The sequence below is a fragment of the Dictyobacter vulcani genome, assembly GCF_008974265.1.
GTDB classification, from domain to species: domain Bacteria; phylum Chloroflexota; class Ktedonobacteria; order Ktedonobacterales; family Ktedonobacteraceae; genus Dictyobacter; species Dictyobacter vulcani.
The window spans coordinates 3,296,593-3,322,616 of record NZ_BKZW01000001.1 but is presented as its reverse complement, the minus strand read 5'-3'; the positions used below and the strand labels follow the sequence as shown (position 1 = coordinate 3,322,616).

Sequence of the window (26,024 nt, the reverse complement as noted above, 5' to 3'; positions counted from 1 at the left end):
TGAACACAGCCTCAGTTCGTACAGATAAAAAAAGAGGCTCCATATTGCACTTCCACAGTGAAGCACACATGTGTTATTCATTGCTGGTCGTTCGTTGCTATTATACCGTACCCCCTTGAAGCATGTCATGTCAGCTAGCTAACGACCCTGAGCTTTGCTCCAAAATTCGTTTCGAGCGTATGGCCTGCTGTTCAATCGTGTGAGCGCAGCTAGCCGCGAGTAAGCGGCGTTCACGATTGCTTTTTCATAGTTTGCTACTCCTGTAAAATAGAGGCATATTTATCAGGATTATAGCCGTAACACGTAAAATATGGTACACTAGCGCAAATAGCAATAAGTGAGGCCATATATGGACAAGCTCGCGCGCGACGAAGAGGAAAAGCTCATCGCCCGTAGCCAGCATGGAGATGTCGAAGCATTTAATCAGCTTATCCAACAGTATCAACAGATAATGTATGGTACTGTCTTCCGTATGCTTGGCGACAGCGATACCGCAGCGGATGTGACACAGGATGCATTTATCGCTGCCTTCAAGGCCATTCGCTCCTATCGAGGTGGCTCTTCCTTTCGCGCCTGGCTCCTGCGTATCGGCTCTAATCAGGCCTGCGATCATTGGCGTCGCGTTCAACGCCATCCCACGTCCTCGCTTGACATGCTGACCAACGAGGAGGAACCTCGTAATTTTAGTGCGCTTGAGACACTGATCCTGACCGGTCCCGAAGGGAATCCCGAGGAAGCGATGCTGACCATGGAACTCCAGGAAATCATTCAACGTGGCCTGAGAGAACTTCCCCTGGAACAACGCACGGCGGTTGTTCTCTACGATATCCAGGGCCTTTCCTATGAAGAGGTCGCACAGGCTATGGAGACCAACCTCGGTACGGTCCGCTCACGCCTTTCGCGGGGACGCGCCCGAATGCGTACGTATTTGCAGCAACATCAGGAACTTTTACCACGTAATTATCGTCTGACCTAAGAATACTATCAAACAATCGTGAACGTTATTACTTCGCGGGCACGATTGCCCTTCAATAAGATGATGGAGTGTACGCGTGTCACAACTTGATCGGCATTTGACAACTGAACAGCTCTCGGCATTGCTCGATGACCAGGTCTCCGAGGGAGAACAGGCTGACACCTATCGTGCACACCTGCAGACCTGCGAACAGTGTCAGTCAGAGTTTGCCGAGTTGCGACAAATGGTACGGCTATTACAAACCTTGCCTCCACCTACTTTGCCGCGCTCGTTCGCCTTGCCTGCAAACATCTCTGCCGAGGATATCGAGCCAGCCACTACGCCAGAAAGAGAGCAGGAAGCTCCGCTCCCAATTCCACTGGCGGCCGGACGAGCACGTCTGCAAGCCAGGCGCGCATCCAGGCAATCACGTCCATTGCAGGGAGCTTTACGCATGGTGAGCGGTCTGGTGGCGGTTGTCGGCATCTGTTTTATGCTTTCATCCGTGCTCAGTACTCTCTCCCTGCCACATCTGGCCTTTACTAATAGCGCCGCTTCGGGTACCAGTAGTTCTAGCCAGGCTCAACCAGGCAATAATCAAAATGGCGCCGCAAAGACGCCACAACCTGGACCCATCCATGCGAGTGGCACCAGGCCAGTCCCCACAAGAGTTTCTGGGGTAGCGCCCAATGCCAAACCTGCGCCTACCCCCCTGCAACTATGCAGCCAGCTTCGCCAACAAAATCGGTTAATGCACCTGCGGCATTTTCCTTTTTTGATCTACGTAATAGTACTGTTCGGCTAGATCTGGGGATTATCCTGCTTATCCTGGGTGCGCTGGGCATTTTCCTGTTAAAACAAAGGTACCAGCGCGAATAATGTGTCTGTATGTAGCCTGAACGAATGGCGTCCCGGTTGGGATGCCATTTTTGTTGCCCTGAGTAGTCTCTACCAGCCCGATTTTGCTGCTGTCGAAGACAATAATTTATGCTATATTCTGTCTATTGAACACACGGGAGCAGATCTTGAATACAATATTATTACTTCTACCACCATTGATCAATGTTCTGGTCACCGGAATATTTGCATGGATGATTCTCCGGCAATATATTGGTCGGCGGCGTAACTATCAGCTTTACTGGTCGATTGCGCTCTGTATGGCATTTATCGCCACGCTTGCATATATGGTTATGTTACTAACCGGACCCACCTCAGGACCTGGTGTCTATTTCTTTCGCCTCTATTATGCTCTAGGAGGCACGATTATGCCTTCCTGGCTGGGATTGGGCAGTATTGCGCTGGTAAGTAAGCCACGCTTCACACGGGTCTGTGTGGGCTTTCTGATGCTGCTGAGTGTGATCTCGGCGATCTTTGTCCTGGATGCCACGGTTGATATGCACCGGCTTGCTCATATTGCTGGTACACCCGGCACCGGCACACTACTTCCGGGTCCCTGGCTGGTGATGACCATCGTACTCAATACGCTGGGAGTGGTGGCAGTTGCGGGTGTGGCCTTGCTATCCGGTTGGAAACTTCTGCGCAAACAGGCCAGCATGGGTGGAAACCGTACCAGTACGATCCTCTGGGCCAACGTATTTATCTTTATTGGCGCCATCCTGAATGCAGCCGCCGGCACCCTGGCCCGCGTACTCGGACTCGATAACATCTTCTGGCTGATCATGGCCCTGGGTTGGATCATACTCTTCCTCGGCGTCATCCTGGCCAGTCGCCGCCCCCGCACGTAGCGGCAGCTCTTGAGCCTGCGACCCGTACACATATGAAACCTCAAGCGTGCATGATACCCATACTGGCGATGCTTGCTTATACATGTACTGGTCGCAGCCACAAGAGCTGCCGCTACGGCTACGATGGGAAAAATTGAAACGATTATTTAGCTTTGAGCTCACCTAAGGTTACGGTGAAATCAATCTTCTGTGTGCCGCGATAGACGGTGACTTTTGCGGTATCACCGGGATTCTTGGCAATCAGGGCATCTTCGAGAGTCGGTATTGCATCGATGGCTTTATTATCGATCTGGACGATTACATCGCCAGTCTTCATTCCGGCTTTCTCAGCCGCTCCACCAGATACCAGTTGCGTGACATAGACGCCATGATCCACAGCCAGGTTATCCTGCATTTGTAAGGTGGCATCTACCGCTGTCGGCAAAATGCCAATGGCGGCACGACCCGTATGCTGTACCTGACCGGTTGCAATTAACTGTGTCGCAATAAACTGCACACGGTTCGAGGGGATGGCAAATCCGACGCCATTAGCCGGTGAGTTAAACTCGGGATCGACCGCGGTCAGGGTAGGAATACCAACCAGTTGACCTTGCAGGTCCACCAGCGCACCACCACTGTTACCAGGATTGATTGGTGCATCGGTCTGGATGGCGTTAGGAATGGTTGCGCCATTGCCTTCGCTCACATTACGTCCCAGCGCACTCACAATACCATTGGTCACCGTTTGCGTATTACCCAGCGGATTTCCAATTGCCAGCACGTCCTGTCCCACACGCAACTGAGAGGAATCACCCAGTGCGATTACCGCCATATTGGTCGGTGGCGTAATTTTGATGATCGCCAGGTCATCGGCGGGATCCGTGCCCACTACCTGCGCATTACGGATGCGTGTTCCGTCTGATAGCACGACTTCATCAACGACGTTCACGCCACTAACAACGTGATTGTTCGTCACAATATAGCCACGCTTATCAATTATCACACCAGAGCCCAGTGCATCGCCTTTCTGGGTATGGACAGTGATCTGTACGACCGCCGGACGCGTCCTGCCCACGACAGCTTCACGAACACTCTGAATATTATTGCCGCTCAGAGAAGGAATTGGTGCCTGCGGATTACTACCTGGCTGCAACGTTGAATTATTAAGGCCTGGAACAGCATCAGTCGTAGCGGTCCGACCAAATTGCCAGCCTGCAAACAAACCAATCCCAAGCACCAGAGCCATCACCAGGGTCAGGCCAGCAATCGCACCCGTTCGGGCTCCAGATCTCTTACGGCCAGGGCCTGGTCCACCCGGAGGCGTGGTTGGGGGCATGCCAGGACCATTAGGAACATAGCCACCCTGATGATAACTATTCTGATAAACCGGGCCGGCATTAGGAGGATACGGTCCCAGAGGCTGTTCATTCTCAGGCATACCTGCTACCGTCGAATCCGCATAACGATTATCCGCCGCCTGTGGGGGATATGCAGATGCTGGCACAGACCGAAATCTGTCTGATGGCTGATTCACCGGCTGCGCAGTTCCAGGTCGATAAGCGCCCGGCTGCATATACTCATGGTAACTCTGCTCTTCAGTACCATAACCAACGTTCCTCATCGGTGGAACATATGACAGCCGTTCATGATTCGGCGGCCCAGGCTGCGATGATGGAGCAGGCTGGTATGGTGTTGTTCTATCATCATGTAAATTGTTTGAATCATTTGTATCTGAATTGCTCATTCTGATACCTCCTCATAGCCCAATACAACCTCCCACTACCAACATCATCGTCTCAACTTACTTACACTCCCTCAAGAATTATAGGAAGAGTAATAAAACCTTCTTGCCTATACTGTATAACAAGACCATGAAAAATCTTTGAGAGATTTGTAAAAAATTTGTATGGAAAAATTTTTATCTTCCATCCAATCCCTAAAGATCAAACAAAATATCTTACTATCTCTTTCCTACAGGCATATGGACAACCCCTGTCCTCCATTATATCTATTCAGTCCATTCTAATCAAAGGGGTTGCTCATCCTGGTCGATAATGAGATAATGGGACCACTAATTGAGCAGAAGATGGAGCGGCCAAACATTGGATGAGCATACAATACAGGATAGGGAGCAGGGAATGGCATCCCTTACTGCACAAAACGCCCGCATTGCTGCGAATAATATTGAGTATGAAGTAGAAGAGGATGAACCGTTGGATTCTGCTGTGGTTGAGCAAATGCGACAGAAGGCGCAGGAATATCTAAAAGAAAAAAACTGGGCCCAGGCAACCCAGATGTTTGGGGATCTTCTCGCTGAAGATCACCAGGACGTTTCCGCACTCCTGGGGTTGGCTATCATATCAGATAGCATGAATCGCTTCGAAACGCTGTACGAAATAGCTCTGGATATTCTGGATATTGAGCCGAACTCGGCCATCGGACTGGCTTATAAGGCGCGCGCACTCCAAAAGCTGGATCGCCTCTCGGCGGCGACGATCGCCAATGACCAGGCGCTACTCCTCAATACCAATCTTGGTCTGGCCTGGATGAACCGCAGTGGGCTACAGTTATTACAGGGGAAATTTCCTGAAGCGTTGCGTAGTGCCCGGCGAGCCGTAGAACTATCTGACGAGGATGCTCGTGCCTGGGCGAATTATGGCGTGTCCTTATTCAATTTCAATCGGCAGGCCGAAGCGCTCGAAGCCTTTGACCGCAGCCTGGAACGTGATCCACAGCAACTCTTCGCCCTACAAATGAAAGCCGAAATCCTCGGCCGTATAGGTCGCATGCGCGAAGTGATCCCGATAGTACGTCAGGCCCTGACCTTAAGTCCACAGGATGTCAAGATCCTGACACTAGGTATCCAGGCGTTTCGGGCTCTGGAAATGTATGAAGAACTCAAGGCACTCTCGCACCAACTGGTCCAGGTACAACCAAATGATCCCTTCGCCTGGGAAAACTTTACGCGCAGCCTGCGCGGCTTAGGCCAATTTGCGGAAGCCAACGAGGCCATTGACCATCTGGTGGCCATGGATGCCTCCAATGTACGCATTCTGACCATGAAGGCCGACTCCCTCTTCCGCCTTGGCCGCTACCGTGAAGCCATCGTATCCGCCGACCGGGCCAAACGCCTCTCCCCGGACTACGCGCCCGCCCGACGCATCTACGAAAAATCCTTGCGCCTCATGTACCAACGCAAAAAATAGTTAGATGAGTCGCTCGATGATGGAGAGTAAGAGGTCATCGACTGGCTGCTGACGGATGGCACTGCGCACGGCTTCGGTGGTTACGACACGAATACGGCGTTGGTGGTGCTCATAGCGCGCCAGATCGTCCGGTTGGAGTCCGGTGGCCTCAACCCATTTCATCAGTGGCTTCATGCCGATCGGTGGATGCTCAAAAGAGATCCAGACATCCATCTCCCATTTTTCAGGACGCGGAATGTCCAATAGGACTTCGTGGTTGGCGACGGGAATCTGTAGGATCTCTGCAAGCTCACCTGCTAGTTTTTGTTCGACATAGCTACGGCGATGAGCATCCCAGAAGAGGGCTTCCAGACGACGGAACAGGCTACCAGCGGCCGGACTCACCTCCAGAGACACTTTATAGGGGCGGCGCAACTCAAGATCAGCGGCCAGCGCCCGTGAGCTTTCCGGCATTGTGTCTGAGGATAACAGGGTCAACAGGCCGGCATCGGTCAGTCCCGTCAGTTGTTCACCTGTGAGCGTCTGAGCATTCAGTGCATCAAAGACCGCCCGGACCAGCATAACCTGAAAAGCACGGCTGGTGTGGTGCCAGTAGATATTATCAAACATTTCCTGACGAGCGTGCAGCAACGAGTGTAGCGGGCTAATACCTTTATCCGTCACGACCAGACAACGCTCACCGTGTAGATCGCGGTTCACGCGTAAAGAGCTCAGCAAGCGCGAAACATCCACACCGCCATAAGGCACATTACAGGCCCGCGCATCGCGTGGTAGATAGTCCAGCTTATCAATATCTAATGCCCCGCTTAACAGATGGCTGAGCAGCTCATCATCCGGGTGCAAAGCGCCGGATTTGGGAGGATCAATAAAGTCAGCCACGCGTCCAGGCGACAGCTGGTAATCTCGCTCTAAGATGGTGGCAATCTCGCTCTTCTCGATAATTGAACGGCCAACCTTCTCATGATTGATGATTGGATAGCCCAGGTCTTCGATGGTATGCGAAAAAGGATAATGTCCGATGTCGTGTAACAGGGCGGACACGACCAGGGTTTGAATACTACTGATCGACATTCCATCCAGTCCACCCGCTGAACCACGTAATAAGAGGGAACGCAGGGCGCGCACCGCCAGATGATAGCAACCCAGACTATGCTCATAGCGGGCATGCGTCGCTCCCGGCCAGACACGATAAACAAAACCCAGCTGCTTGACCTGCTGGAGCCGTAGAAACGGCGCGGTATTAATCAATTTAAGCTCACGGGGGCCCAATGGAATCAGATCATACAGGCTATCGCGTACCGTCCCGACAGGTTGCTCATCGGGTAGGAGGGGATAACCGGCGCCATCAGTCCAATACGAATGCTTTATCGATTGTACAACCCCCGCAGTATTGACTGCCGGGGGAATATCAGCCAGTGGTGCATATGATGCTTGTTCGTCTGGCTGCTCCTCATTCAATATGCCCTTAGCAGGCTCTTCTCGCATACTCATACCCTCATTGTATCAAAAGAAAAGGAACGATGTCTATGTGCTGAACACGTAGGTGCGGACAAGACATTTCCTGATCAATCTGGTGAACATGATGTATAATAAATTCAAATGATTTTGGTGTATGTGCGACGGGCTTGTCTACGCTCGTCGCTTTTCGCATTCCTATTTGAGTGGAGACCTGTATGATAACACAGCCAGAGGCCATTAAAATGATTGCCATAGATATCGATGGCACCCTCCTCACTCCTCAGAAGCGGATTGCCCCCCGCACATTGGACGCAATTCAGGCCGCTCAGGCGGCCGGGATGGTGGTTACACTGGCTACGGCCCGGCGCTATGAAAATAGCCGGCAGTTTGCTGATAGGCTGGGCATTCAAATTCCCCTGATTACCTGCGATGGCGCGCTCATCCTGGATCATCCGGATGGTACTGTCCTCCACAGGCGCTTACTGCCAGCCGATCTGGCCCATCAGGCCGTAGAAATCCTGGTCGCGCATCAGATCCAACCTGTGATCCACCATATCAATGGCGGTGTGGAAGAGACATGGAGCGGGCATATTGAGTTTGATAATCTGGGACTGGAAGGCTATTTTAAGGAATTTCCACGTGTCCAGCGTATGCATCATCATCAACTCTGCCTGGAGCAGCCCGATCCGGTACGCGTGGTGGCCTTTGCCACCGAAGAGGCGATCGAGCGTGTCGCACCCGCCATTTCACAACTGCCCTGCGCCTGGAATAGCATTAAGCGCGGCAACTATGGTACCGCCGAGATTACCGTGATGCAACAAAACTGCTCAAAGGCAACGGCGGTAGCACTTTTAGCGACGCATTTAGGCATATCTATGACCCATGTAATGGCCATTGGCGATAACAACAATGATCTGGAGATGATCGAAGCGGCCGGTTGGGGCGTAGCCATGGGCAGGCACCGGAACACGTAAAAGCGAAGGCCAACGCGGTTACTGCCACCAATCTGGAAGACGGAGTGGCAGTAGCCATTGAGCGCTATGCATTGTTACGCGCACGGAAGGCGGATTCAAATTCCCTTAAACGGGCCACCTGCCTCTGATTTGGAGCGGCCTGCCAGCGTTTAGCCTTCACCAGGTCCAGGGCATCACTGGCATGCATACCACCATAGATGAGCGTGGCACAGGTCAGCAATACGCTACGGCCCACACCATGCTCACAGTGGATCAGGACGCGACCACCGTGGCCTATCTGCTCATTAGCCCAGGCGGCCCCTTCCATCAATTGCTCTACGGTAAGTGGATAGGTATCGGGCGTCGGAAGATAGAGCAGATCCATGCTATTCTGAGCCAGAACATCTTTATCATCGCAATACTCAGAACGCGTATCCACCACATGCGTGACACCGGCCTTATTCAAGGCCACCATATCCTCTGAGCGCACGCGTCCACCCACGGCCAGGTGGGGGTTACCCAACTCATATTCAGCGTATCGGGCAACGGAATATGTAAAGACCGCGCAATCTGCTCTGATTTAGAATTCTCCGGAAACAGACGGACCGCGATACGTGTCCAGCGGCGATAGAAGAGCCGCAGCACACCAGTGCCCGCCCAGTGCAGGAACGAAAATTTTACGCGCGGAGCCTCAGACGCCGCACTGGGAGGTGGTGTCCCTCCCTGCTTACTCTCATCAATTGGAGGTGGCATTACCGAATCTGACGACATACCTGAACATTCCTCTTCTCTTAAAATTACCCGTAACACATGTTGCACGATGCGTTATCGTGGGGGTAAGGAAATCGACCTCAAGGGTCGAACCTACACGTTGGTGACCATACCGGCGGGACGGCTGGTTTCTCGCCGGCGATGACTTCGGCTTCGGTATCACGGGTCATGACTCGCTCCAGGGAGGCGATGGCGCACTCAATCATGCTATCGTCGGGCTCTCGTGTGGTCAGGCCCTGTAAAGCCAGGCCCGGGGCCAACAACCAGCGCACAATGCGATAACGATAATTAGCGGCACCCAGGCGCATCAACTCATATGCGATACCCGCGACAACTGGCACCAGGACGATGCGCGCAATGATCTTGATCAATAAAGGCGGTGAACCGACAATGGCGAAGACGAAGATCGAGACGACCATGACCAGTAACATAAAGCCAGTACCGCAGCGAGTATGCACGCGCGAAGCCTGGCGTACATGTGCCACATCCAGGGGATCACCCTTTTCCATGGCATTGATCGCTTTATGTTCGGCTCCATGATAGCCAAAGACACGTTGGATATCGGGCAGGCGACCAATCAAATACAGATAGCCTACCAGCAACACCAGTCGGATCACACCTTCCAGGGCAATATTGAGCCAGCCATCCCCAATCTGTTGACGTAACAAACTGGCCAGTAAGAGCGGACCCACAAAGAAGATCGCGACGGCAAAGGTTAACGAAACGATCAGTGGCAGGATCAATCTGGCTCCGCCAATCGCCTCGGGCGACTCTTTGGCCTCCTGCCCTCCGACAACCGGGGTCGGAGCACCGGCCGATGCCGGACTGGCGGCCACCGCGGCACTCGGGTCCATGGCTCCTGAAGCGATATTGGCCGACAGCGTCATTAGCCGTGTGCCCAGGACCAGCATTTCCCAGAGTAGTACCATGCCACGCAGAAACGGGAGGCGCAAATATTTATTCTGATAAATTCTGGGTTCCAGGGCTTCTTCGTGCACATAAATATCGCCCTCTTCCCGCCTGACCGCCATCGCAACTGCATTGCGACCACGCATCATCACGCCTTCCATTACCGCCTGACCACCATAATAAAACTTTGCCATCGAGAAATCCTTTCGCTTCCTTATCCTTAGATCCTATTTTTGATATTTCGGCGCGGTAACCTACGCGCAGGTTTCGCCGCTTCATTTGAAATATCCTGCGTCCTGGAAAGACGACGTACCATTGCGCTTCTGGTGATGGTCTTGGGCAAACGGTTATGTAAACGGCGAATGCGAATCGCCGATTGGATGCGACCCGACATGCGATATTGCACCGGATGCTTTCCTTGCGACTGCCAGACACTATCCTGGCCGGGACCAGGTAAAAAGCTGAGAATTTTGTCGCCAATATCAAAAGAGGAGGCTGGCCGACTGATCTTTCTGGCGTTGTCCAGGCGACGACGCAGTTCAGGCGAGCCTGGCTTGATGAGACGGCGCAGGGCATCAGTCAGGGTACGAGCGTCCAGCGCCAGGATGCCAACATCGTTATGCACGACATAATCAATGTTGCCTTCTTCCTGACCAGGGACATACCCACTTAGGATAATCGGAAGATTACAGGATAACGCTTCACAGATCGTACCGGGACCAGCCTTGGTGATGATCACATCGGCTGCATGCATCAGCTCGGGCATATTATTGACAAAGCCAAAGATCTCGGCTGGTACGTGCAGACGTGAGCGCGTACGCTGTAATTGGGCATAGAGCTTTTTGTTGCGACCCGTCACCACCATTAACTGGACCGGTAGATGGGCCTGAGAAATAGCGCGTACCGCGGCATGGAGACCACCTGCACCATCACCACCGCCAACTAACAACACCACAGGTAAGTCATTCGCAAGGCCAAATTTTCGTCGGAGTTCTTCCTTTGGGGCCACCTCGCGCGTATATTTGGGATCGATTGGCATGCCCAACATATGCACGCGTTTGGGATCTAGCTTGCGCGACAGATATAATTGCTTAGCCTGCTCGGTCGGAACAATATAGGCGTCGGCGCCCGGCGCAAACCAGGAAAAGTGTACACTAATCAGATCGGTCACGACCGTAATAAACGGAATCTTCAAGCCTAGTTGTCGCAGGGCTCGAATCGTGACAAAGTTAAGCATTGGATGGATAGAGACAACCACATCCGGCTGAATGGTCGTAAAGAGCTTTAATAATCCATTGAAAATAAGCGGGGTGGCCAGGCTCGTCATCGCCATCACCGTGCCCTCACGGTTGCTGCGATGAAAGACCTCGCCAAACAACTTTGGATTATAACGTATCGTCGGGCCATAGAGCTTGACCGCCTCGCGCAACGGGAAACGGCTATACTCCTCAAACACATCAACGATCTCAATACGATACGTAGGAGGTGGAAGCTCGCCTTCTGCCTCTGTCGCTGGTCGCTGTGCCAGCCATGCTTCCTGTTCGCGTTGCGAAATAAGACGAATGGCATTACTGATCGCATTGGCAGCACTGCGATGCCCCGCGCCAGTATCAGCAATCAGGAACAGAATAGTTCTTTGCGTTGAATCGCTCAGTTGACTCACCCCCCTGCAAGTTACAGAAAAAGTAACGTATAGTGAAATAGGGATAAAGGCATGTTTCCAATCACCTTTATCCCTATACGACTACTCCCTGGTAATGAACTACTCATCCTTAAGGTTGAAGCGTTTGCGGAAGCGCTCAACACGACCGGCGGCGTCAAGAATACGCTGCTGACCAGTAAAGAAAGGATGGCACTTCGAGCAAACATCAACCTTCAACACAGGTTTCGTGCTCATGGTTTTAAAACTGTTGCCACAAGCGCACTGCACTGTGGATTCAACATAGTTTGGATGGATTCCTGCTTTCATTATATCTCCTGGATATCAACACTTATGGCTTCGCTGCTTGGAAGGCCCTGTTGTTTGCTGCACCTCTGCCTCCCTCACCTCTACAACCTGCAAAATGCTCATAGCAATGCAAGCATGATTGTACATGCAAGGCACATCTTCGTCAAGATGCCACATGCCGTAAGGCAGACTTTTCGCCTCCTCAAATGCCCCCTCAATCATGCTCTCGCCTATCTTCCACGCCAGTGAGGATCAACTTCAGCAATATTACCGGCGTGTACTATCTTCTTCTTTATATTATAGATAACACAATCCATCCCCAATTTATGCCCGCCCCGGCTTCTTAAGTTCTTATTCTTAAGTTGGGGATGGTGAGGAATACCTATGATCATGCATGAATAGATATGACATGTAGGTTCGACCCTCGAGGTCGATTTAGGGACTCCCCACGATAACGCATCAAGAACCATGACATGTAGGTTCGACCCTCGAGGTCGATTTAGGGACTCCCCACGATAACGCATCAAGAACCATGATAACGGCATACCCATGGTCAATCGTGGATATCATAATGGGCCAAATCGACCTCGAGGGTCGAACCTACGTGTCGTGTTCCTTCATACATGATCATGCGGGAAACCAATCGGCCTCGAGGGCCGAACCTACCGCTGTGGTGCCCCTTGAATATTCATTCTATCCGGGATTTGTGCTATAAGAAGTTCAAAGAAGATAGACGGAACATATAGTATCGCGCCCCAGACTGTGAGGATTATCAAGGCATCAAAGACAATATGAACGCGCATATAATCGCTCAAGAAGTATCCTCCCAACGTGGTAAGCACCAGCGCAAACCAGGCCGTCATCACGATCAGTCCCATGCCCTGGACACTCAAGCGCTTCCGCGTACGCGGCCAACAGAGGAGGCCGAGCCAGATAATTGAACAATAAGGGAATAGCACATTGCCCGCATACAGCGCTCGATGAAATGAGAATAGCGAGGCAACGATTTGTTCGATCCATGCCGGTTGCGGAGCAACTGATGGCGCAGGTAGGGTGCTAACAGGATAGTAGCTTGTCAGGGATTCAAAGAGTAGCGGGATGGTTTTCCCGACAAATTCAAACGGATGTCGCCAGATGATCGCGCGTGCAAAATCGCCTAACGGCCGGGCGTTATTCTGTCCGAGCTCTGGATATTTCGCCACAAGTTGATAAGGCGTCAGATGACTATACGTAACATTACTATCAATTATCCTCCGTATATGCTCATAGCCAGAAGGAACTTCGTTCTGCATCTGATATTGCATCACCTTGCCAATCAGATTCATGTTCTCAACATATGTCAGGCCGAAATAGTGATTGATGAAAAAATTGCAACAGATGTATATTCCTAACAACACATAGAGAACAGCGACCGCACGCACAATTCCGCTGAGCCATGGCCGTACATTTCCGCGCCGATAGCGCGCCCATAACAGATAAGCGAACAACAGCACGGGAAAACTGGCCCATTCTGGTCGCGTAAAAAAGAGCAGAGCCAGACAGACCGCCAGCCATTTCAGGCGTCTAACATTACCAGTACGCATACTACTCACAGCCAGTAAGAGGCTGGTAATCAGGAGCCACAACGCCAGTCCCTCGGTCATCAGCACTTTGCTGTAAGAGATCAGGATCACATTGGTGCCCACCAGCACGCTGATACAGAAAGCGATCCAGCTATGCCTGAACAGCAATATGGCCAGGAGATAGAATTCCAGCACAGCCAGTATAAAAAGCAATCCTTGAACGATACTGACCGCGAACAAATTATCTGGACCTGTGAAAAAGCTGATCACAAGTAAAAAGAGCGGATAGGTTGGTAAGCGAAAGACATTAATGGGATTGCCTGTTGTGCGTAGCTGTTGAGCAAAGCGCAGGTATCCCGGCGTATCAGCCGTCAGTTCCGCATAGGGACGATAAAGATAATAGCTAACTGTTGCGAGCAGCGTCAACAATAATAACAATCCTCCCCACAAGAGAACTTGCTTTGTAGGGAGAGCCTCAAGCTCATCATCCGAACTGTGGAGTCTGGCATGAGAGATATATGAAAGATATTTTTGTACCATGCTTTCTCGCTTCCCTGCAAATATTTAATCGGCGTGGGTTGGTGGAAATTGAATCCTTGTCGCGTTAGACGCCGTCCCGGACCGGCAACCACTACGTTTCAGGGTGTCGTATGCTTCTTAAGTTCTTATTCTTAAGTTGTGGATGGTTGGTGAGGCATAGCGAGGGATGGTTTGCTGGCTATGCCTCAAAATGGTTAGTCTTGTGGCGGTATTTCTGCGCTTAGCGGGCTCTCACTCACATCTACGGATTCGCCGAGCCAGTCTTCGGCTGTGACGGCTTCGGCGAGCTCTTTGACGAGCTCGACGGTCTTGACGCTGACGGTGACGACTTGCCTGATCAAGCGCAGGATGTACTGAGGGTCATCCAGGCGATTGGGATCACTCTCGATGCCGCTGCGTTTGTCGGTCGATACCTGATATTGATCGATGACCCATTCGAGCGCTGAACGATTGCCTAAGCGATATTCAAAGCACTCTTGCGGTATGCCTGCTATGGTCAGGCCCTTGCTATATACAAGCGATTGTTTATCTGCTGCGAGCTTCATCTTCTCGACACGTAGGCGCTGCACATATGGGATGTTTTTATCGGATACAAGCTCCAGAGGATACTCGTCGACCTGCTCATAATTCACATGCATATCCATCAACTGCCTGCCCACACTCACACACGCCTCAAACGCTTCCTGGTTCAGCAACAACGGGATGTGTGGCAAGTCACGCTTCAGGTTCTCTTTGTATAGCTCGCGATACTGTGGATGGTGCAGCAGACCGTAGACATAGTGGAAGATATCCCACTTGGTAACTTCGGAGCCATGTTTCTTCTGGAACAGCTTGAGCGCCCAGTCGGTAATGTTTTCGCGGCGATTGGTGCCATCTGTGGAGTAAGTGTAAAAAGGAAAACATTGAGCTTTTTCAAATGCAATCTCTAAATCTGAAATAACGTTAACAGCAAGGCATCCAAATCCTTTTCTGTTGCCGAGACCAGGAATACAAATCACAACATTCTCTAATTCAGAAGCAGCATTTGGAAAAATTATCGGGAACATACCTTGACGATGGGTCATTATACTGTCAAAGTACAGAAACTGCCGAGTGAAAGGTCGATATAAGGCATTACGTATAGATAAGTATGTGAATTCAGTTTCTGTCTTTCTTACTAAACACTCTTTTAAACGACTGCTCCACTTGATTTTTGTTTCGTCAGAGAGCACAAAATTATCTATGTCTTTGGGTTCACCTGCACGTATCCAACGAGATATTTCAGAATTATATGTATCTATCATGCTTTTCGTTTTTATTACTAGATTTGAAGCACTAAAATCATACATCCAGCGGTCTCGTGTCGTTTCCGCGCCTCTAGAATAGATCTTAAAGAGAGTTTTAAAAGTGGCTCCTACTGTCTCTATACCTCGAGCCTCTTTGGCATCTTTATTGCCCATTGCTAGAAACGTAGAGAACTCTGCGTGAAGGCCCTCAGTGATCCAGGTGTAATTTTCATCAGGCTGTAGTATGTGCCAAGTAACTCTCTTAATGTTCCCTGCCTCTGCCAACAATTTAAGTTTGGCCGGGCCTTTTAGGTTATCGTCTACTTTGTAGTAGTTGATAGTAGCAGATCTATGTTGAGTTACCTGAGCGCGATTGCGAACAAGTATCGTAATACCAACACCTACCATAATACCAAAGACATTACCACCTCTTCCCCTACGCGCATTGCCACTAAGATCTATATGATAAATATGAGTAAACTCATCAGCTAAACGCTTACGAAAACTATCAAATGCATAACTATCAAGGAAACTATTATTACTGACGAAACATACAATACCATCACGTCCCTGCAAACGATCCGTGGCCCAACGAAAGAATTTCACGTAAGCATCACTTAATTGACGTTTAGACTAAAAAGTTCTACCAGAACTCCATGAGAAGTTCCGTTCAAAGAAAGACGATGAATCAATGCGTCATCTCTGCCATCAGGATGGTACAATTTGAGGCAACTTTGGCTTTTTGCGAATGATGGGAAAACGTGGTGCTTTGCCAACTTTTGCTCCTTTCATCCGGCCTTTCGATTTTCCGCGTGGTTGTGGTGGCCGGGCAGGAGTGCCCAAACGTGCCAACAATTTGTGCATCCCGCGCCGCACCTGTTGGGGGTTGGCTTGCGCTGTTTGCTTTCCCATGGTCGCCGTTCTGCTTCAACCACGTCACGAGCCAAGACCAGATGATTGTGCGCGATCGCCACAATATGGCTCCATCGCTCAAACTGTTCTGGGGTCCGCAAACGTGGTTGTTCCCACAACAAGCATTGCTTGTCAAAACGATAGCCATGCTCTTGCCCAAAGCGCAGCACATAGCCCAGTGCAATCTGGGTGACATCAGCTTCTTGATCCCCAATCCACACAAACCAGCTCACGCGTGGATCACGCTCTTTGTTGGTCGCATGAGGTCGCACCACCCGCAAAACGGTGACGTCCAGGTAGCGTGCCTGCTTGACATGCATGTGTTTCCACCAGGTGACTTCCACCGGACGCTCTTTCTCATCGGTACCTTTCCATACTCCATCTGGATCCTGATGCGTTGCTGGATCTTTCGGTTGCAGTTTGTCACCATCTTTGCGTGGACATCCTTTTTTTCCTGTTGGAGGTGGCGCAGCTCGGTAGAAGCAGCGATTGCTTTTGAGACGACCCAACACCTCAACCTCCAATGCGCTACAACGACACCACAACCAGTTGGAATCATACCCCCGGTCCAATACAACAATGACCTGCTTGGGCAAATAGGGTACCACTTGCCTGAGCTGTTCTTCTGCGACTTCGATGGCGGTGGTCTGCGACGCCACCCGTTGTTGGTCCAGAATATAGGTCCAACTGCTCACTGGCTCTGCCAAAGCCACGACCGTCGAGAATTGCCACCCAAACGTGACTGGCTTCTTGCATTCTGGCAGATTATGCATATGTTGTGCCGTACGATCGGCCGACGTTACAGCAGCCGGGCGTGCAATCTTGCTGGCATCAATGCCAATCCAGAGCCACTTGCCCGCATCGGGTTTGGGCAGATAGCGTGCCAGAATCTCTCGCAGGCGCTTCTCATCGATACGCCCATCTTCAAACGCCTCATACAAACTAGCCCAGGTGCGTTCAAACAAGGGCGATTGCGAGATCTCTGGAAACGATGTCGCCTGTATTTCTGTCATCAGTCCATCAATTGTATTAAACAATGCATCCTTCGCTCGTGGAAAACAGTCATAGATGTCGTGACGAAATTGTCGCAATGTGTTACTGTTAGTCATGCAAGTAAAATTCCTTGTGTTGTAATTATAAGAAGAACTTTACTTGATCAGGCCGCCCGCCGCAAGGTGGGGGCCTTTTTGTCTGATTTAGTCTAAACGTCAAACTTAAAGCTCTAGTATTTGTTGCTTTTGATCCTTTTGCATATTTCTCATAAACACCTCCATCAACCACTGGATATTTACGATTCTTATTATTGTCATTTTCATTTTTCTGGCCAACGTTATACGGAGGATTCCCAATCACCACCATGATATTTGCATCTTTTTGTCGCTTGACTCGTTCCGTATTCTCTTCTACAAACATTTCGAGCGCCATTTGTTGGCCTTCAGCTAATTCTAAAGTGTCGGCAAAACTGATTCCATCAAACGGCTCATACTGGCCCATCTTGGCATAGTATTCGTGTTCGATGTTGAGGGAGGAGATATAGTAGGGGAGCAGCATGATTTCGTTACAGAAGAGATCTTCTTTGTATTTCTTTTCCAGGTTGAACTCGTCGATGCGGCGGATGATGTTGACGATGAAGTTGCCGGTACCAGTGGCGGGATCGAGGATCTTGACGCCTGGCGTTTCGATGGATTTGCCGAATTCGCGTTTGAGGACTTCGTCGACGCTCTCAACCATAAAGTCTACGATCTCTTGTGGCGTGTAGACGATGCCGTGGGTGTCGGCCTGTTTAGTAGAGAAGCTCTGAAAAAAACGTTCGTAAACGGTATTAAGGAAATCCTGGCGCGCACTCCAACTTTCTCGCTCCCTGGCGGCGCGCTCGATGGCGACATAGAAGCGATCCAGGGTCTTCAGGAATTCATTGCGATTGAAGGATCGGCTGGCCAGGGCGCGTACGACCTTTTCGATCTCGGAGGCGATGATATTGTTGTTGACGAAATCAGGATTGTTGAAGACGGTACGGAATAAGCGCTCTGTTAGAAGGTGCTGTACTAACATCTCATCGATGGCGGCATCATTCATCTTCGGATCAAGCGAGGTACGACAAACTTCAGCAAACGTCGCAAATGAGTCCTGGAATTTTTTATTGAGCTTATGCTCATCTTTGATAATATTCAGTAGCGCCTGGGCGTTTTCCGGGATACGCTCCTTGAACTCCTCAACCGCTTCCTCAAAGTTCTCAATATCAGGCTCTACATAGGTGAAGAAATCGCGTAGCAGGTCAATGACACGATTGGCATCTGACAGATCATATTCATTCGGTGTCCGGCTCTTTCCCTGGTACAGTACCGCCCGTTTACTATCCTCGAACAGCGTGTTGGTCAGCGGATAGCCAGTGGCGATCTTTTTGCGGATCTCTTCGTCCAGATTAACCTTTGGTCCTTTGGCTTCCCAATAGCCACGACGGATACGGAACTCGTCCAGGACAACGCCATCGGGTCGAATCCGATCAATGGTCATCTCAGGAGCGAGTGACCAGCCGCAATGCTTGGCCACGGCCGAAAGCATATTCTGGAAGGCCGCACGGAGACCCAGTTCGTAATTAGCAACTTCCTGGTAATCTTTGAGCTCTATGTAATATTGCCGGACAATCTTCTTGAGGTAATTGCGATCAATGTTTTGTGGTGTACGCGCCATATTCCTTCTCCCAGCTTCCCCACCCCTGGCATTTTTCTTGGTGTTCTTCGTCTCTTCTTCGGCGTCAGGATCAGCGGTTCCGTTTAGCTCATTGACAACTTTACGGATACCTTTAGCGACATTGGTGAGTGCAGCATCTTCGTTTGACCACATTTTAACAGGCTTTCTATTGTTAGGCAAAGGTGCGAGCTTTGCGAACGGAGCATATTCCCAGTCACAGGGATGAAGGAGGATCGGGATAACGTGGGCCTCTCCTGCCGCGTGGCGTCTCAAGGCTTGCTGGACTTCAACGCTATAGCAATAGTCAGAGGCAATAAAATCCGCACTAACAAGAAGAAGGATAATATGGGCAGCATTGAGGCGAGCGCGCAGCTCCTGATCCCACAATGTTCCAGCGGCAATGTTTTGCGAAGACCAGGGAGAGATCAATTCCTGACGCACAAGGAGCGAAAGATGCTTATTTAATTTCTTCAGTAGTCGCTCATCTTCATCCGCATATGCATAGAACAACTCGAATGTATCAGTTGACACTCATAGCACTCCTTAAAAAGATCAAACGCCTATGAAAACAGCAATGAGAGAAGTAGTAGAGCAGGTTCAAGCTTCAGGATGACTTGCATCGGGACGAGAATGGGGTTCTCCATGCACATCCATCAGCTCATTCAGAGGAACATTCAACGCCCAGGCAATCTTCACAACCGTGCTCAACGAGACATCCCGTGTTGGATCCTGGAATATTCTTTTAACGGTCTTAAAGTCTACATTGGCTGCACGCGACAAAGATGATTGATTAAAACCTTTTTGCGTCGCAATCTCTTTTACCTTTAATTGTATCTCCATCCCACTAATATATCAGCGTTCCCTTCTTGACAAAATTGGTCTTAGCGAGTTAACCTTTTATCATGACCATAGAGGTTACCCTTTAAAGGTCAATCGACCAGGCAAGGATATATCTTGAGCGCGGTTGATACGTTGGGGAAACTAGCCAGGGGTGTCGTATGCTTCTTAAGTTCTTATTCTTAAGTTGATGGAGCGTGAGCTAGTAGTTACGATATTCTTCGGGTACCTGGTCTTCGGGATGTCCTCCAGGAGTGCGGTGGCTGGCACTTCGAGTACTCTGGCGATGCGATTGATGGTAGATAGTGAGGCGTCATGATAGGGATTGCGCCATATTTTCTGTATGGTCTTATATGAGATATCCGACAGCCTCGACAGCTTGGCTAATCCCATAGCTTTTTCTTGAGCGACCTCTTTAACACGTAAACGCAACAATTCCTTACCCCATAAATCAATAGATGCATTTCATACTACTACAGCCTGGTTGTTGACGTAAGCTGGTTTGTAATGGTATTACTTAAGGGGTGGTCTTTAAAACCAATAATCGGATTGAGAAAGGGAAATCTTTACATGAGCGAAGTGGCATTGTTGAGGCAGCGGATAGAGATGGAATGTGAAGCGATGAGACAGGCAATGCAGGGCTTCCGGGCCACGGCCTCGCATGACATCATCAATCACCAGTACAGCGCCATCGGAGGCTTACAGGAGCGGTTAGCGGATCTTGTCGGAGAACGGGAGGCGGCTATGATTGCGGTCGAGGCCTATATACAGATCATCGGTTAAGTAATAGGAAATATAACATAAAGCCGAAGAATCCAAAACAACTTTGAGCTTTCTTCGGCTTCGCTTACTAACTTCGCTCTTTTTTACCATCTATAACTTATTGTGTCATCTTGCTGCTTGAACGCATCCCAAATTGACATGTTTATATCTTGTAGATTCTGCCTTGTCAATTCATGGGCCATAAATGGTGCTTTCTCCCTGACAAAACTTAGCGGATATACTCCATTTAAATATGGCTGTATCCAACTTCTTCTACCAGATACACAGGTAGCGCCATTAAGATCGAGTCTATGGATAGTCGCCCAAATCTGGCTTTTGGCATCCTCATCAAGGTTTTCATTGGGATGTACCTGTAGTGATGGAAAATGTAATTCAAACCATCCCTCTTGGATCGTAAATGGATCCAGGACGTCTTCATGTTTGCCTTTGCGACCATTCATAGTCCCGCATACCAGCCGATAATTCTCCCATTTGTAAGCGTCTTGTGGATAGTCATCTTTCGATTTAAAGTGATCAACGGAAGTAAATCCTGTGTCAGGGGAAATCCAATGACATGTATATGCGCATATTTCAGAATAAGCTGTGCGCAATTCAGGGATGATCTTACGCCAATATGTTGCTAGTTTTTTACCTTTGGCATCGGGGTTTTCTTTTAAGAATGCTTCGCCTTTACTTTGTACTTTTTTATAAAAATCGGGGGTTCAGGCTGTAATGTGATTGGCATCAAAGCTTTACACCACTTTCTTTAGCAAAATACGCCCATAGTGGCCAGAACTCATCATCCTGGGCCAGGACTTTTTTTAAGCGATCTGAGATTTCTTGAATAGCTTTTGGATCAGGTTTTTTTTCTAATTGGATAGTATTAGCATCCTTTATGGCTGTTTCGGCTTCCCTGGAACGTGGCTGCTCAAGGCCGAAGATATCAGATGTCAACCAGCGATCTATGCGTCCCTGTTTGACAAATGGTTCCTCGTTTAGTTCAATTGAGCCATCATCATCATCCATCTTCAAATGGAAAAGCTTGTCCGTATCTTCGTTAAAAATAGGTTCCATAGAAGCCAGGACAAGCGGGGAATGGGTTGCAATGATGATTTGTGTGCTGGCCTCTGGTGAAAGCTTTTTGACCACCGCAATAATTGCTGGTACAATGGCGCGTTGCCAGAAGGGGTGCAGGTGGGCTTCCATCTCGTCAATGATAAGGACAATGCTGCGCTGGGGAGTTTCTCCTATGAGACTGGATTGCTCGACATGTTCATACCATGCCCACACAAGCATATACGCAAGTGCAACGATTCTTTTAATACCAGCAGAGCAAAGGATTACTGGTACTGATCCATAGGAAAATTCTAGAGTGGGAACAGGTGTCACTCCCAATTCAGGAACACGTATGAATTCTCCAGGTTTAAGTGAATGCTTAGGATGAGGTGATAAATGCTTTAAGACCTCACGAAAAACCTCCAAGACTTCAGGTTCAGTTGAGCTCCAGGTTCTCCAATCTTCTATTAAACCTCTGCATCTCACAATATTTCTGTTCTCTATATTTCCCGTTACTCCGTCCCACACTGCCTGGCGATCAGCATACAAGAACGCTTCAGAATCATCTCCCTGAGAAGAAAAACTATCAATTTTGGCTGGATCCCATATTGCAAAAGAACCATCAGCTTGCGAAAAAATAGACAAACCAGACAAACTATTTCTTTGCCTGAAAGTTGACCAGTTATGCACTTTACGGTCATAATGAGCTACTTGTATTTTTCCATTTTGCCCCTCTTTGCCTATTTTGAATGCTATAGTTGGATCGTTAGCCTCTACATTTGGGTATGCTGGATAGCGCGAGGCCCAGGTATTAGTAAGTGCCCACCAGGCACACTCAAGTAAAAAGGTTTTACCTAATGCATTATCACCAGTTATGATATTTATCCTTGGTGCAAAATCAAGTTCAAATTCCTTAGCAGGTCCAATTTCTGACAATCTGAGATTTTGTAGCGTTGCTCCATATTCAGCAAGCATCGAATTGCTAAAGAGTCGGGGTTGACTCTGGGTGCGTTTTGGCTTTGAACGCATATTTGGTGGATAGCCGATCATGTTCAAAAGCTCATCAACATCTATTGATTTTGCTTGAGTCCACCGGACGGCATGAATTTGTGCTGTTATACCAAATAAATTTTCTTCTTCTGATTGAATTTGAAACTCTGTAAAAAACGTCTGTATCACTTGAATTGGTGATGTATTTGCAGGCCAGTCTCTGGTTCGGAAAAGCCAGACCGCCAGATCAAAGGTTGGTATTGGCTTATCCAGGTGATTCTCGATCATTATGTCAACATAACCTTGTCTCCATCCCCACTCGCGACTGCCTTTTGGATGGAGTATGACATCTGAAAAAGTATCAACAGCGATTCTATGTAAGGTATTTGCATATTGATGGGTATTCCAGCGTTTTTTCTTATTCGATGTTTTGAATGGTGTGTAAAACCCATCATACTGGGGGGTAGGTCGATAATATTTTTGCAAAAATGCTTCTAAAAGCGGCAAAAAACTGATTGCCATGGTTGCATTTTCAGGCAACTTTATCTCTTTTAATGCCAAAAAAACTGTGCCAAAGAATGGATTAAGTTCCTCTAAGTTTTGTAGGGATTGTTCAATTTGTTCCGTACTAAAATACACGTCATTGAACCTCTCTTGTTTCCTCAAGGTTGATTAAAAGTTTGGGGGAATAACTGGAATATACAAGGGTACACTTGTGCTATAAAAGCTTTTTTAATTATGTACATCTATATTTACATTGTAACACCTCAGTAATAAAGAATCTAGCTTATAAGAAAATGAGGAGGGTATTGTACATGTATAAATGAACTCAATACGCTCACCTTGCTCTCTTCCAAAAATGTCCTGGCAGGGAATGTTCTGGTTCGTGGAGTCTACAGGATATGCATGTATCCAGGGTGTCGTATGCTTCTTAAGTTCTTATTCTTAAGTTGGTGTCTACATGTGTCGGTATCTGCGCACTACTGTCGAATACACTCTACATGATTGACGTGCCAAATAGTTGATGATATAGTAGGGGCTATCTTTGGTGTTTTTACGAATTTTTGTGTTATGGATGTGGAGGGGCGGGTATGCTGTGTCAGGTTGAGTAATCTTTACGATTGCTCGCTTTTTTTTTGCCTATCGAGCGGACATGAATGAGCCTGTAGTGCTATTTCGGGTCTTCTATGGATACCTCTTGTTGTTGGGTTAATATATCTCCTCTTCTTAAACCAGTAGTGATGGGCTACAATAGCGGCAGCCAATGTTGTTGATGATAGAAAGGGTTATAGAGATGTTGCGGACGTTTTTGGCATCTAAGGGTGAGTGGTCCTTACCCAGCTCGCCGTTTTTTCATGCGCGCTTGCCGTTGCCACCGGGAATCACGCAAAGTTATCAGGTGGCAAAGGTCTCCACGGTGAAGGGGATCAGGCATCAGATCGGGCCTTCACGGGCATTGCAGCGCTTCCAGCAGGATGCGTTTTTTACGCTTCTGGATATCAGGAAGGCTGATCAGGATTGGGCGTTGATCAATACGATTCGGGATACCAGGTGCCGGGTTTCTTTGTATGTTGAAATCAAGTTTTTCTTCCCCTCACAAGGGAAACGCAATATGTCCGGTGGGATTGATACGGTGCTGGACGTGGTCTTTACCTGGCTGGAACTGAATAACAGTCTGGTAAAGAGTGTGACCTCTGCGAAATTTGTCGATGCTGAGGATCCACGCTGCGAGATTGCGGTATGTTGTCTGGTGGGTAAGTAGTCGGAAAGGGTTTGAGTATGATGATCAATGAGTCAAAGAATGGGCATGTGCATAGCCAACGATCTCAGGTGCGGGCCTATATCCAGCAGTTGCGTAAGGGTCAGCGGCCATCGGTGCGGCCGCCATTAGGGATTTGGGAGGCGACGGTACAAAATATTGAGCGCGCATATGAGAAGTGCCAGGGGGATGTACAGAAGTTGGAGGTGGTGCTTGAGGCGCTGGCCCATCAGCATCCATCGTTGGCGGAGTTACTGGCACCACTTATACCTACGGTAGAGGAGATTGCTAGAGAGGAACAGGCACAGACGGATTTCCCTATGCTACCACCGGAGGCGTGTCTGCCAGTCGAGCTTGGCCGGGATGCCTGTTATTTCCTTGATATATATGAGCAATTCAGTCGTGAGGCATCGCCCGAAGGCTATGATGGCTTCCACGCATTCTGTGGCATCTGGCTCCTGTCCGTGGTGGCCGCCAGGCGTGTCTATTTGCCATTCAACACCAAACGCATTCATACGAATGTCATGATTGCCTTATGCGGACGCACTTCGCTGTTTGCCAAATCCACGACTGCCCGCGTCGCCAAAGAGATCCTGTATGCGGCGGGCCTGGGACATCTGCTCGGACCAGATCGGGCGACGCCTGCCAAATTACTGAGTGACATGACCGGGAAATTGCTACCGCCAAATTATGGGGATTTGCCGATCGAAAAACAGGAGCAGTTGCGCAGTCGTCTGGCACAGGCGGGTCAGCGCGGCCTCTTCTTTGATGAGTTTGGTAAGTTTATGCAGGGCATGCTTAAGCGCGGGAGTATGACCTCCGATTTTGCCGAGCTGTTCTTGACATTGGATGCCTGTCCGCCTGAATATGAGAATAGCACGATTGCCCGTGGTGGCGAGCCAATCCAGAAGCCATATCTATCCTTATTAGGTTCGATGACGCCATCTAATCTCAGGGAGAGCGCGCGCACCGGTTCAGACTTCTGGACCGAGGGGTTTGGGGCGCGGGTGAGCTTTGTCACGGCTCCTATTGATCAATATAAAGATCAACCACTCCATCCCACCGAACTCGCGATTCCAGAAGAGTTGATTCACACGCTGGTCCAGTGGCATCACCGCCTGGGCGTTCCCGACTGCCAGATTATCCAACTTGAGGAAGAGTCATCCAAAGGTAAGGGCCAGGTGCGCTATACCATCGAGCGTGGAGAGCTCTCAGAAAACGTCTGTTCGATCACCCACGAAGCCTATAACGCCTGGAAACGCTATCGCTCGGCCCTCAAAGGGATGCTGATAAGCTTTCCCGGTGAAGACTTCCATGGTAGCTATACGCGGCTACCAGAGACGGCTATGCGTATGGCCATCCTGATGGCGAGCCTGGAGAATGAGAATCATATCGAGTTGAGACACTGGGCTAAAGCGCAGGATCTGGCGGAAAAACTGCGCCTCAATCTGCATGAGCTCTATCGACAGATTAATGCCCCACAAAGCTCCTCCGATCTCGCCAGATTAGAGGATGAAATCCATCGTACACTTACCCATCTGAACTCCAGAGGGGTCGGATGCATCTCGGTTTCACAGCTCAAAAATAGCTACTTGAAAGCCTATAGCTTGAAGGATCTGCGTGAGGCGATGGAGAGTATGGTGATGGCTGGTGTGCTGTATAAAGAGGTAACTCCACATGCGACCGGTGGAAAATATAGTATTGCAACTGCACAGATATAGGTGAA

Annotated in this window: 22 protein-coding genes and 1 pseudogene; 8 read left to right on the top strand and 15 right to left on the bottom strand. The window is 49.4% G+C overall.

The features are described from left to right. The first annotated feature begins 349 nt into the window (after nt 1-349). The 3 genes from KDW_RS14025 (at nt 350) to KDW_RS14015 (ending at nt 2,700) form a co-directional block, all read left to right on the top strand. The gene (locus KDW_RS14025) at nt 350-976 is read left to right on the top strand and encodes an RNA polymerase sigma factor (protein ID WP_151756533.1); all 627 of its coding nucleotides are present in this window, start codon (nt 350-352) and stop codon (nt 974-976) included. Between the two features lie 76 nt (nt 977-1,052). Next, on the top strand, nt 1,053-1,760 hold the full coding sequence (locus tag KDW_RS14020; RefSeq protein WP_151756532.1) for an anti-sigma factor family protein: 708 nt from the start codon (nt 1,053-1,055) through the stop codon (nt 1,758-1,760). A gap of 220 nt (nt 1,761-1,980) precedes the next feature. Next, on the top strand, nt 1,981-2,700 hold the full coding sequence (locus tag KDW_RS14015) for a hypothetical protein (RefSeq protein WP_151756531.1): 720 nt from the start codon (nt 1,981-1,983) through the stop codon (nt 2,698-2,700). Between the two features lie 142 nt (nt 2,701-2,842). On the opposite strand, the gene KDW_RS14010 is transcribed toward KDW_RS14015, so the two are convergent. Beyond that, a complete protein-coding gene (locus tag KDW_RS14010; protein ID WP_233097696.1) occupies nt 2,843-4,423 on the bottom strand; it encodes a S1C family serine protease in 1,581 nt (526 codons plus the stop codon). A 394-nt stretch (nt 4,424-4,817) separates the two neighbouring features. Between KDW_RS14010 and KDW_RS14000 the strand changes: the two genes are divergently transcribed. Continuing rightward, nucleotides 4,818-5,885 (top strand): tetratricopeptide repeat protein, encoded by a 1,068-nt coding sequence (locus KDW_RS14000; protein WP_151756529.1) that lies wholly within the window; start codon nt 4,818-4,820, stop codon nt 5,883-5,885. Here the strand turns inward: KDW_RS14000 and KDW_RS13995 are convergent, their stop codons facing one another. Then, nucleotides 5,886-7,370 carry an HD domain-containing protein gene (locus tag KDW_RS13995; RefSeq protein ID WP_151756528.1) on the bottom strand — a complete coding sequence of 495 codons (1,485 nt, stop codon included), beginning with the start codon at nt 7,368-7,370 and terminating at the stop codon, nt 5,886-5,888. A 188-nt stretch (nt 7,371-7,558) separates the two neighbouring features. Here KDW_RS13995 and KDW_RS13990 point away from each other — a divergent pair, with 188 nt between their 5' ends. Continuing rightward, on the top strand, nt 7,559-8,317 hold the full coding sequence (locus KDW_RS13990) for a Cof-type HAD-IIB family hydrolase (protein ID WP_151756527.1): 759 nt from the start codon (nt 7,559-7,561) through the stop codon (nt 8,315-8,317). Nucleotides 8,318-8,381: 64 nt separating this feature from the next. Here KDW_RS13990 and KDW_RS13985 read toward each other — a convergent pair whose 3' ends face one another. From KDW_RS13985 to KDW_RS13935, 11 genes and pseudogenes are all read right to left on the bottom strand, one after another. Then, a complete protein-coding gene (locus KDW_RS13985; protein WP_162005220.1) occupies nt 8,382-8,762 on the bottom strand; it encodes a protein-tyrosine phosphatase family protein in 381 nt (126 codons plus the stop codon). Then, nucleotides 8,759-9,067: a hypothetical protein gene (locus tag KDW_RS13980; protein ID WP_151756525.1), complete on the bottom strand. Its 309-nt coding sequence runs from the start codon at nt 9,065-9,067 to the stop codon at nt 8,759-8,761. The genes KDW_RS13985 and KDW_RS13980 overlap by 4 nt, the downstream gene beginning before the upstream one ends. An 80-nt stretch (nt 9,068-9,147) precedes the next feature. Continuing rightward, nucleotides 9,148-10,170, bottom strand: coding sequence for a DUF1385 domain-containing protein (locus KDW_RS13975; RefSeq protein WP_151756524.1), 1,023 nt, complete (start codon nt 10,168-10,170; stop codon nt 9,148-9,150). Between the two features lie 26 nt (nt 10,171-10,196). Next, complete coding sequence (locus tag KDW_RS13970) at nt 10,197-11,639, bottom strand: MGDG synthase family glycosyltransferase (protein WP_233097695.1); 1,443 nt, start codon at nt 11,637-11,639, stop codon at nt 10,197-10,199. Nucleotides 11,640-11,738: 99 nt separating this feature from the next. Continuing rightward, complete coding sequence (gene rpmE / locus KDW_RS13965; RefSeq protein WP_151756523.1) at nt 11,739-11,945, bottom strand: 50S ribosomal protein L31; 207 nt, start codon at nt 11,943-11,945, stop codon at nt 11,739-11,741. Between the two features lie 641 nt (nt 11,946-12,586). Further along, nucleotides 12,587-14,026 carry a hypothetical protein gene (locus KDW_RS13960; RefSeq protein WP_151756522.1) on the bottom strand — a complete coding sequence of 480 codons (1,440 nt, stop codon included), beginning with the start codon at nt 14,024-14,026 and terminating at the stop codon, nt 12,587-12,589. 194 nt (nt 14,027-14,220) lie between these two features. Next, nucleotides 14,221-15,897 carry a type ISP restriction/modification enzyme gene (locus tag KDW_RS13955; protein ID WP_151756521.1) on the bottom strand — a complete coding sequence of 559 codons (1,677 nt, stop codon included), beginning with the start codon at nt 15,895-15,897 and terminating at the stop codon, nt 14,221-14,223. Between the two features lie 102 nt (nt 15,898-15,999). Beyond that, nucleotides 16,000-17,312, bottom strand: a pseudogene (locus tag KDW_RS13950) (NF041680 family putative transposase). A 25-nt stretch (nt 17,313-17,337) separates the two neighbouring features. Further along, nucleotides 17,338-19,425: a toll/interleukin-1 receptor domain-containing protein gene (locus tag KDW_RS13945; RefSeq protein ID WP_151756520.1), complete on the bottom strand. Its 2,088-nt coding sequence runs from the start codon at nt 19,423-19,425 to the stop codon at nt 17,338-17,340. A gap of 66 nt (nt 19,426-19,491) precedes the next feature. Next, a complete protein-coding gene (locus KDW_RS13940) occupies nt 19,492-19,734 on the bottom strand; it encodes a helix-turn-helix domain-containing protein (RefSeq protein WP_151756519.1) in 243 nt (80 codons plus the stop codon). 165 nt (nt 19,735-19,899) lie between these two features. After that, nucleotides 19,900-20,163, bottom strand: coding sequence for a helix-turn-helix domain-containing protein (locus KDW_RS13935; protein ID WP_269822444.1), 264 nt, complete (start codon nt 20,161-20,163; stop codon nt 19,900-19,902). A 138-nt stretch (nt 20,164-20,301) separates the two neighbouring features. On the opposite strand from KDW_RS13935, the gene KDW_RS13930 reads away from it, so the two are divergent. Continuing rightward, complete coding sequence (locus KDW_RS13930) at nt 20,302-20,514, top strand: hypothetical protein (protein ID WP_151756517.1); 213 nt, start codon at nt 20,302-20,304, stop codon at nt 20,512-20,514. Between the two features lie 83 nt (nt 20,515-20,597). Here the strand turns inward: KDW_RS13930 and KDW_RS13925 are convergent, their stop codons facing one another. Together KDW_RS13925 and KDW_RS13920 are read right to left on the bottom strand one after the other, a co-directional pair. Then, nucleotides 20,598-20,954, bottom strand: coding sequence for a hypothetical protein (locus tag KDW_RS13925; RefSeq protein ID WP_151756516.1), 357 nt, complete (start codon nt 20,952-20,954; stop codon nt 20,598-20,600). 283 nt (nt 20,955-21,237) lie between these two features. After that, nucleotides 21,238-23,178, bottom strand: a complete 1,941-nt coding sequence (locus KDW_RS13920) for an AAA family ATPase (protein ID WP_151756515.1) — start codon at nt 23,176-23,178, stop codon at nt 21,238-21,240. A 655-nt stretch (nt 23,179-23,833) separates the two neighbouring features. Between KDW_RS13920 and KDW_RS13915 the strand changes: the two genes are divergently transcribed. Further along, nucleotides 23,834-24,301 (top strand): hypothetical protein, encoded by a 468-nt coding sequence (locus tag KDW_RS13915; protein WP_162005219.1) that lies wholly within the window; start codon nt 23,834-23,836, stop codon nt 24,299-24,301. 17 nt (nt 24,302-24,318) lie between these two features. Continuing rightward, nucleotides 24,319-26,019, top strand: a complete 1,701-nt coding sequence (locus tag KDW_RS13910; RefSeq protein ID WP_151756513.1) for a DUF3987 domain-containing protein — start codon at nt 24,319-24,321, stop codon at nt 26,017-26,019. The last annotated feature ends 5 nt before the right edge of the window (nt 26,020-26,024 follow it).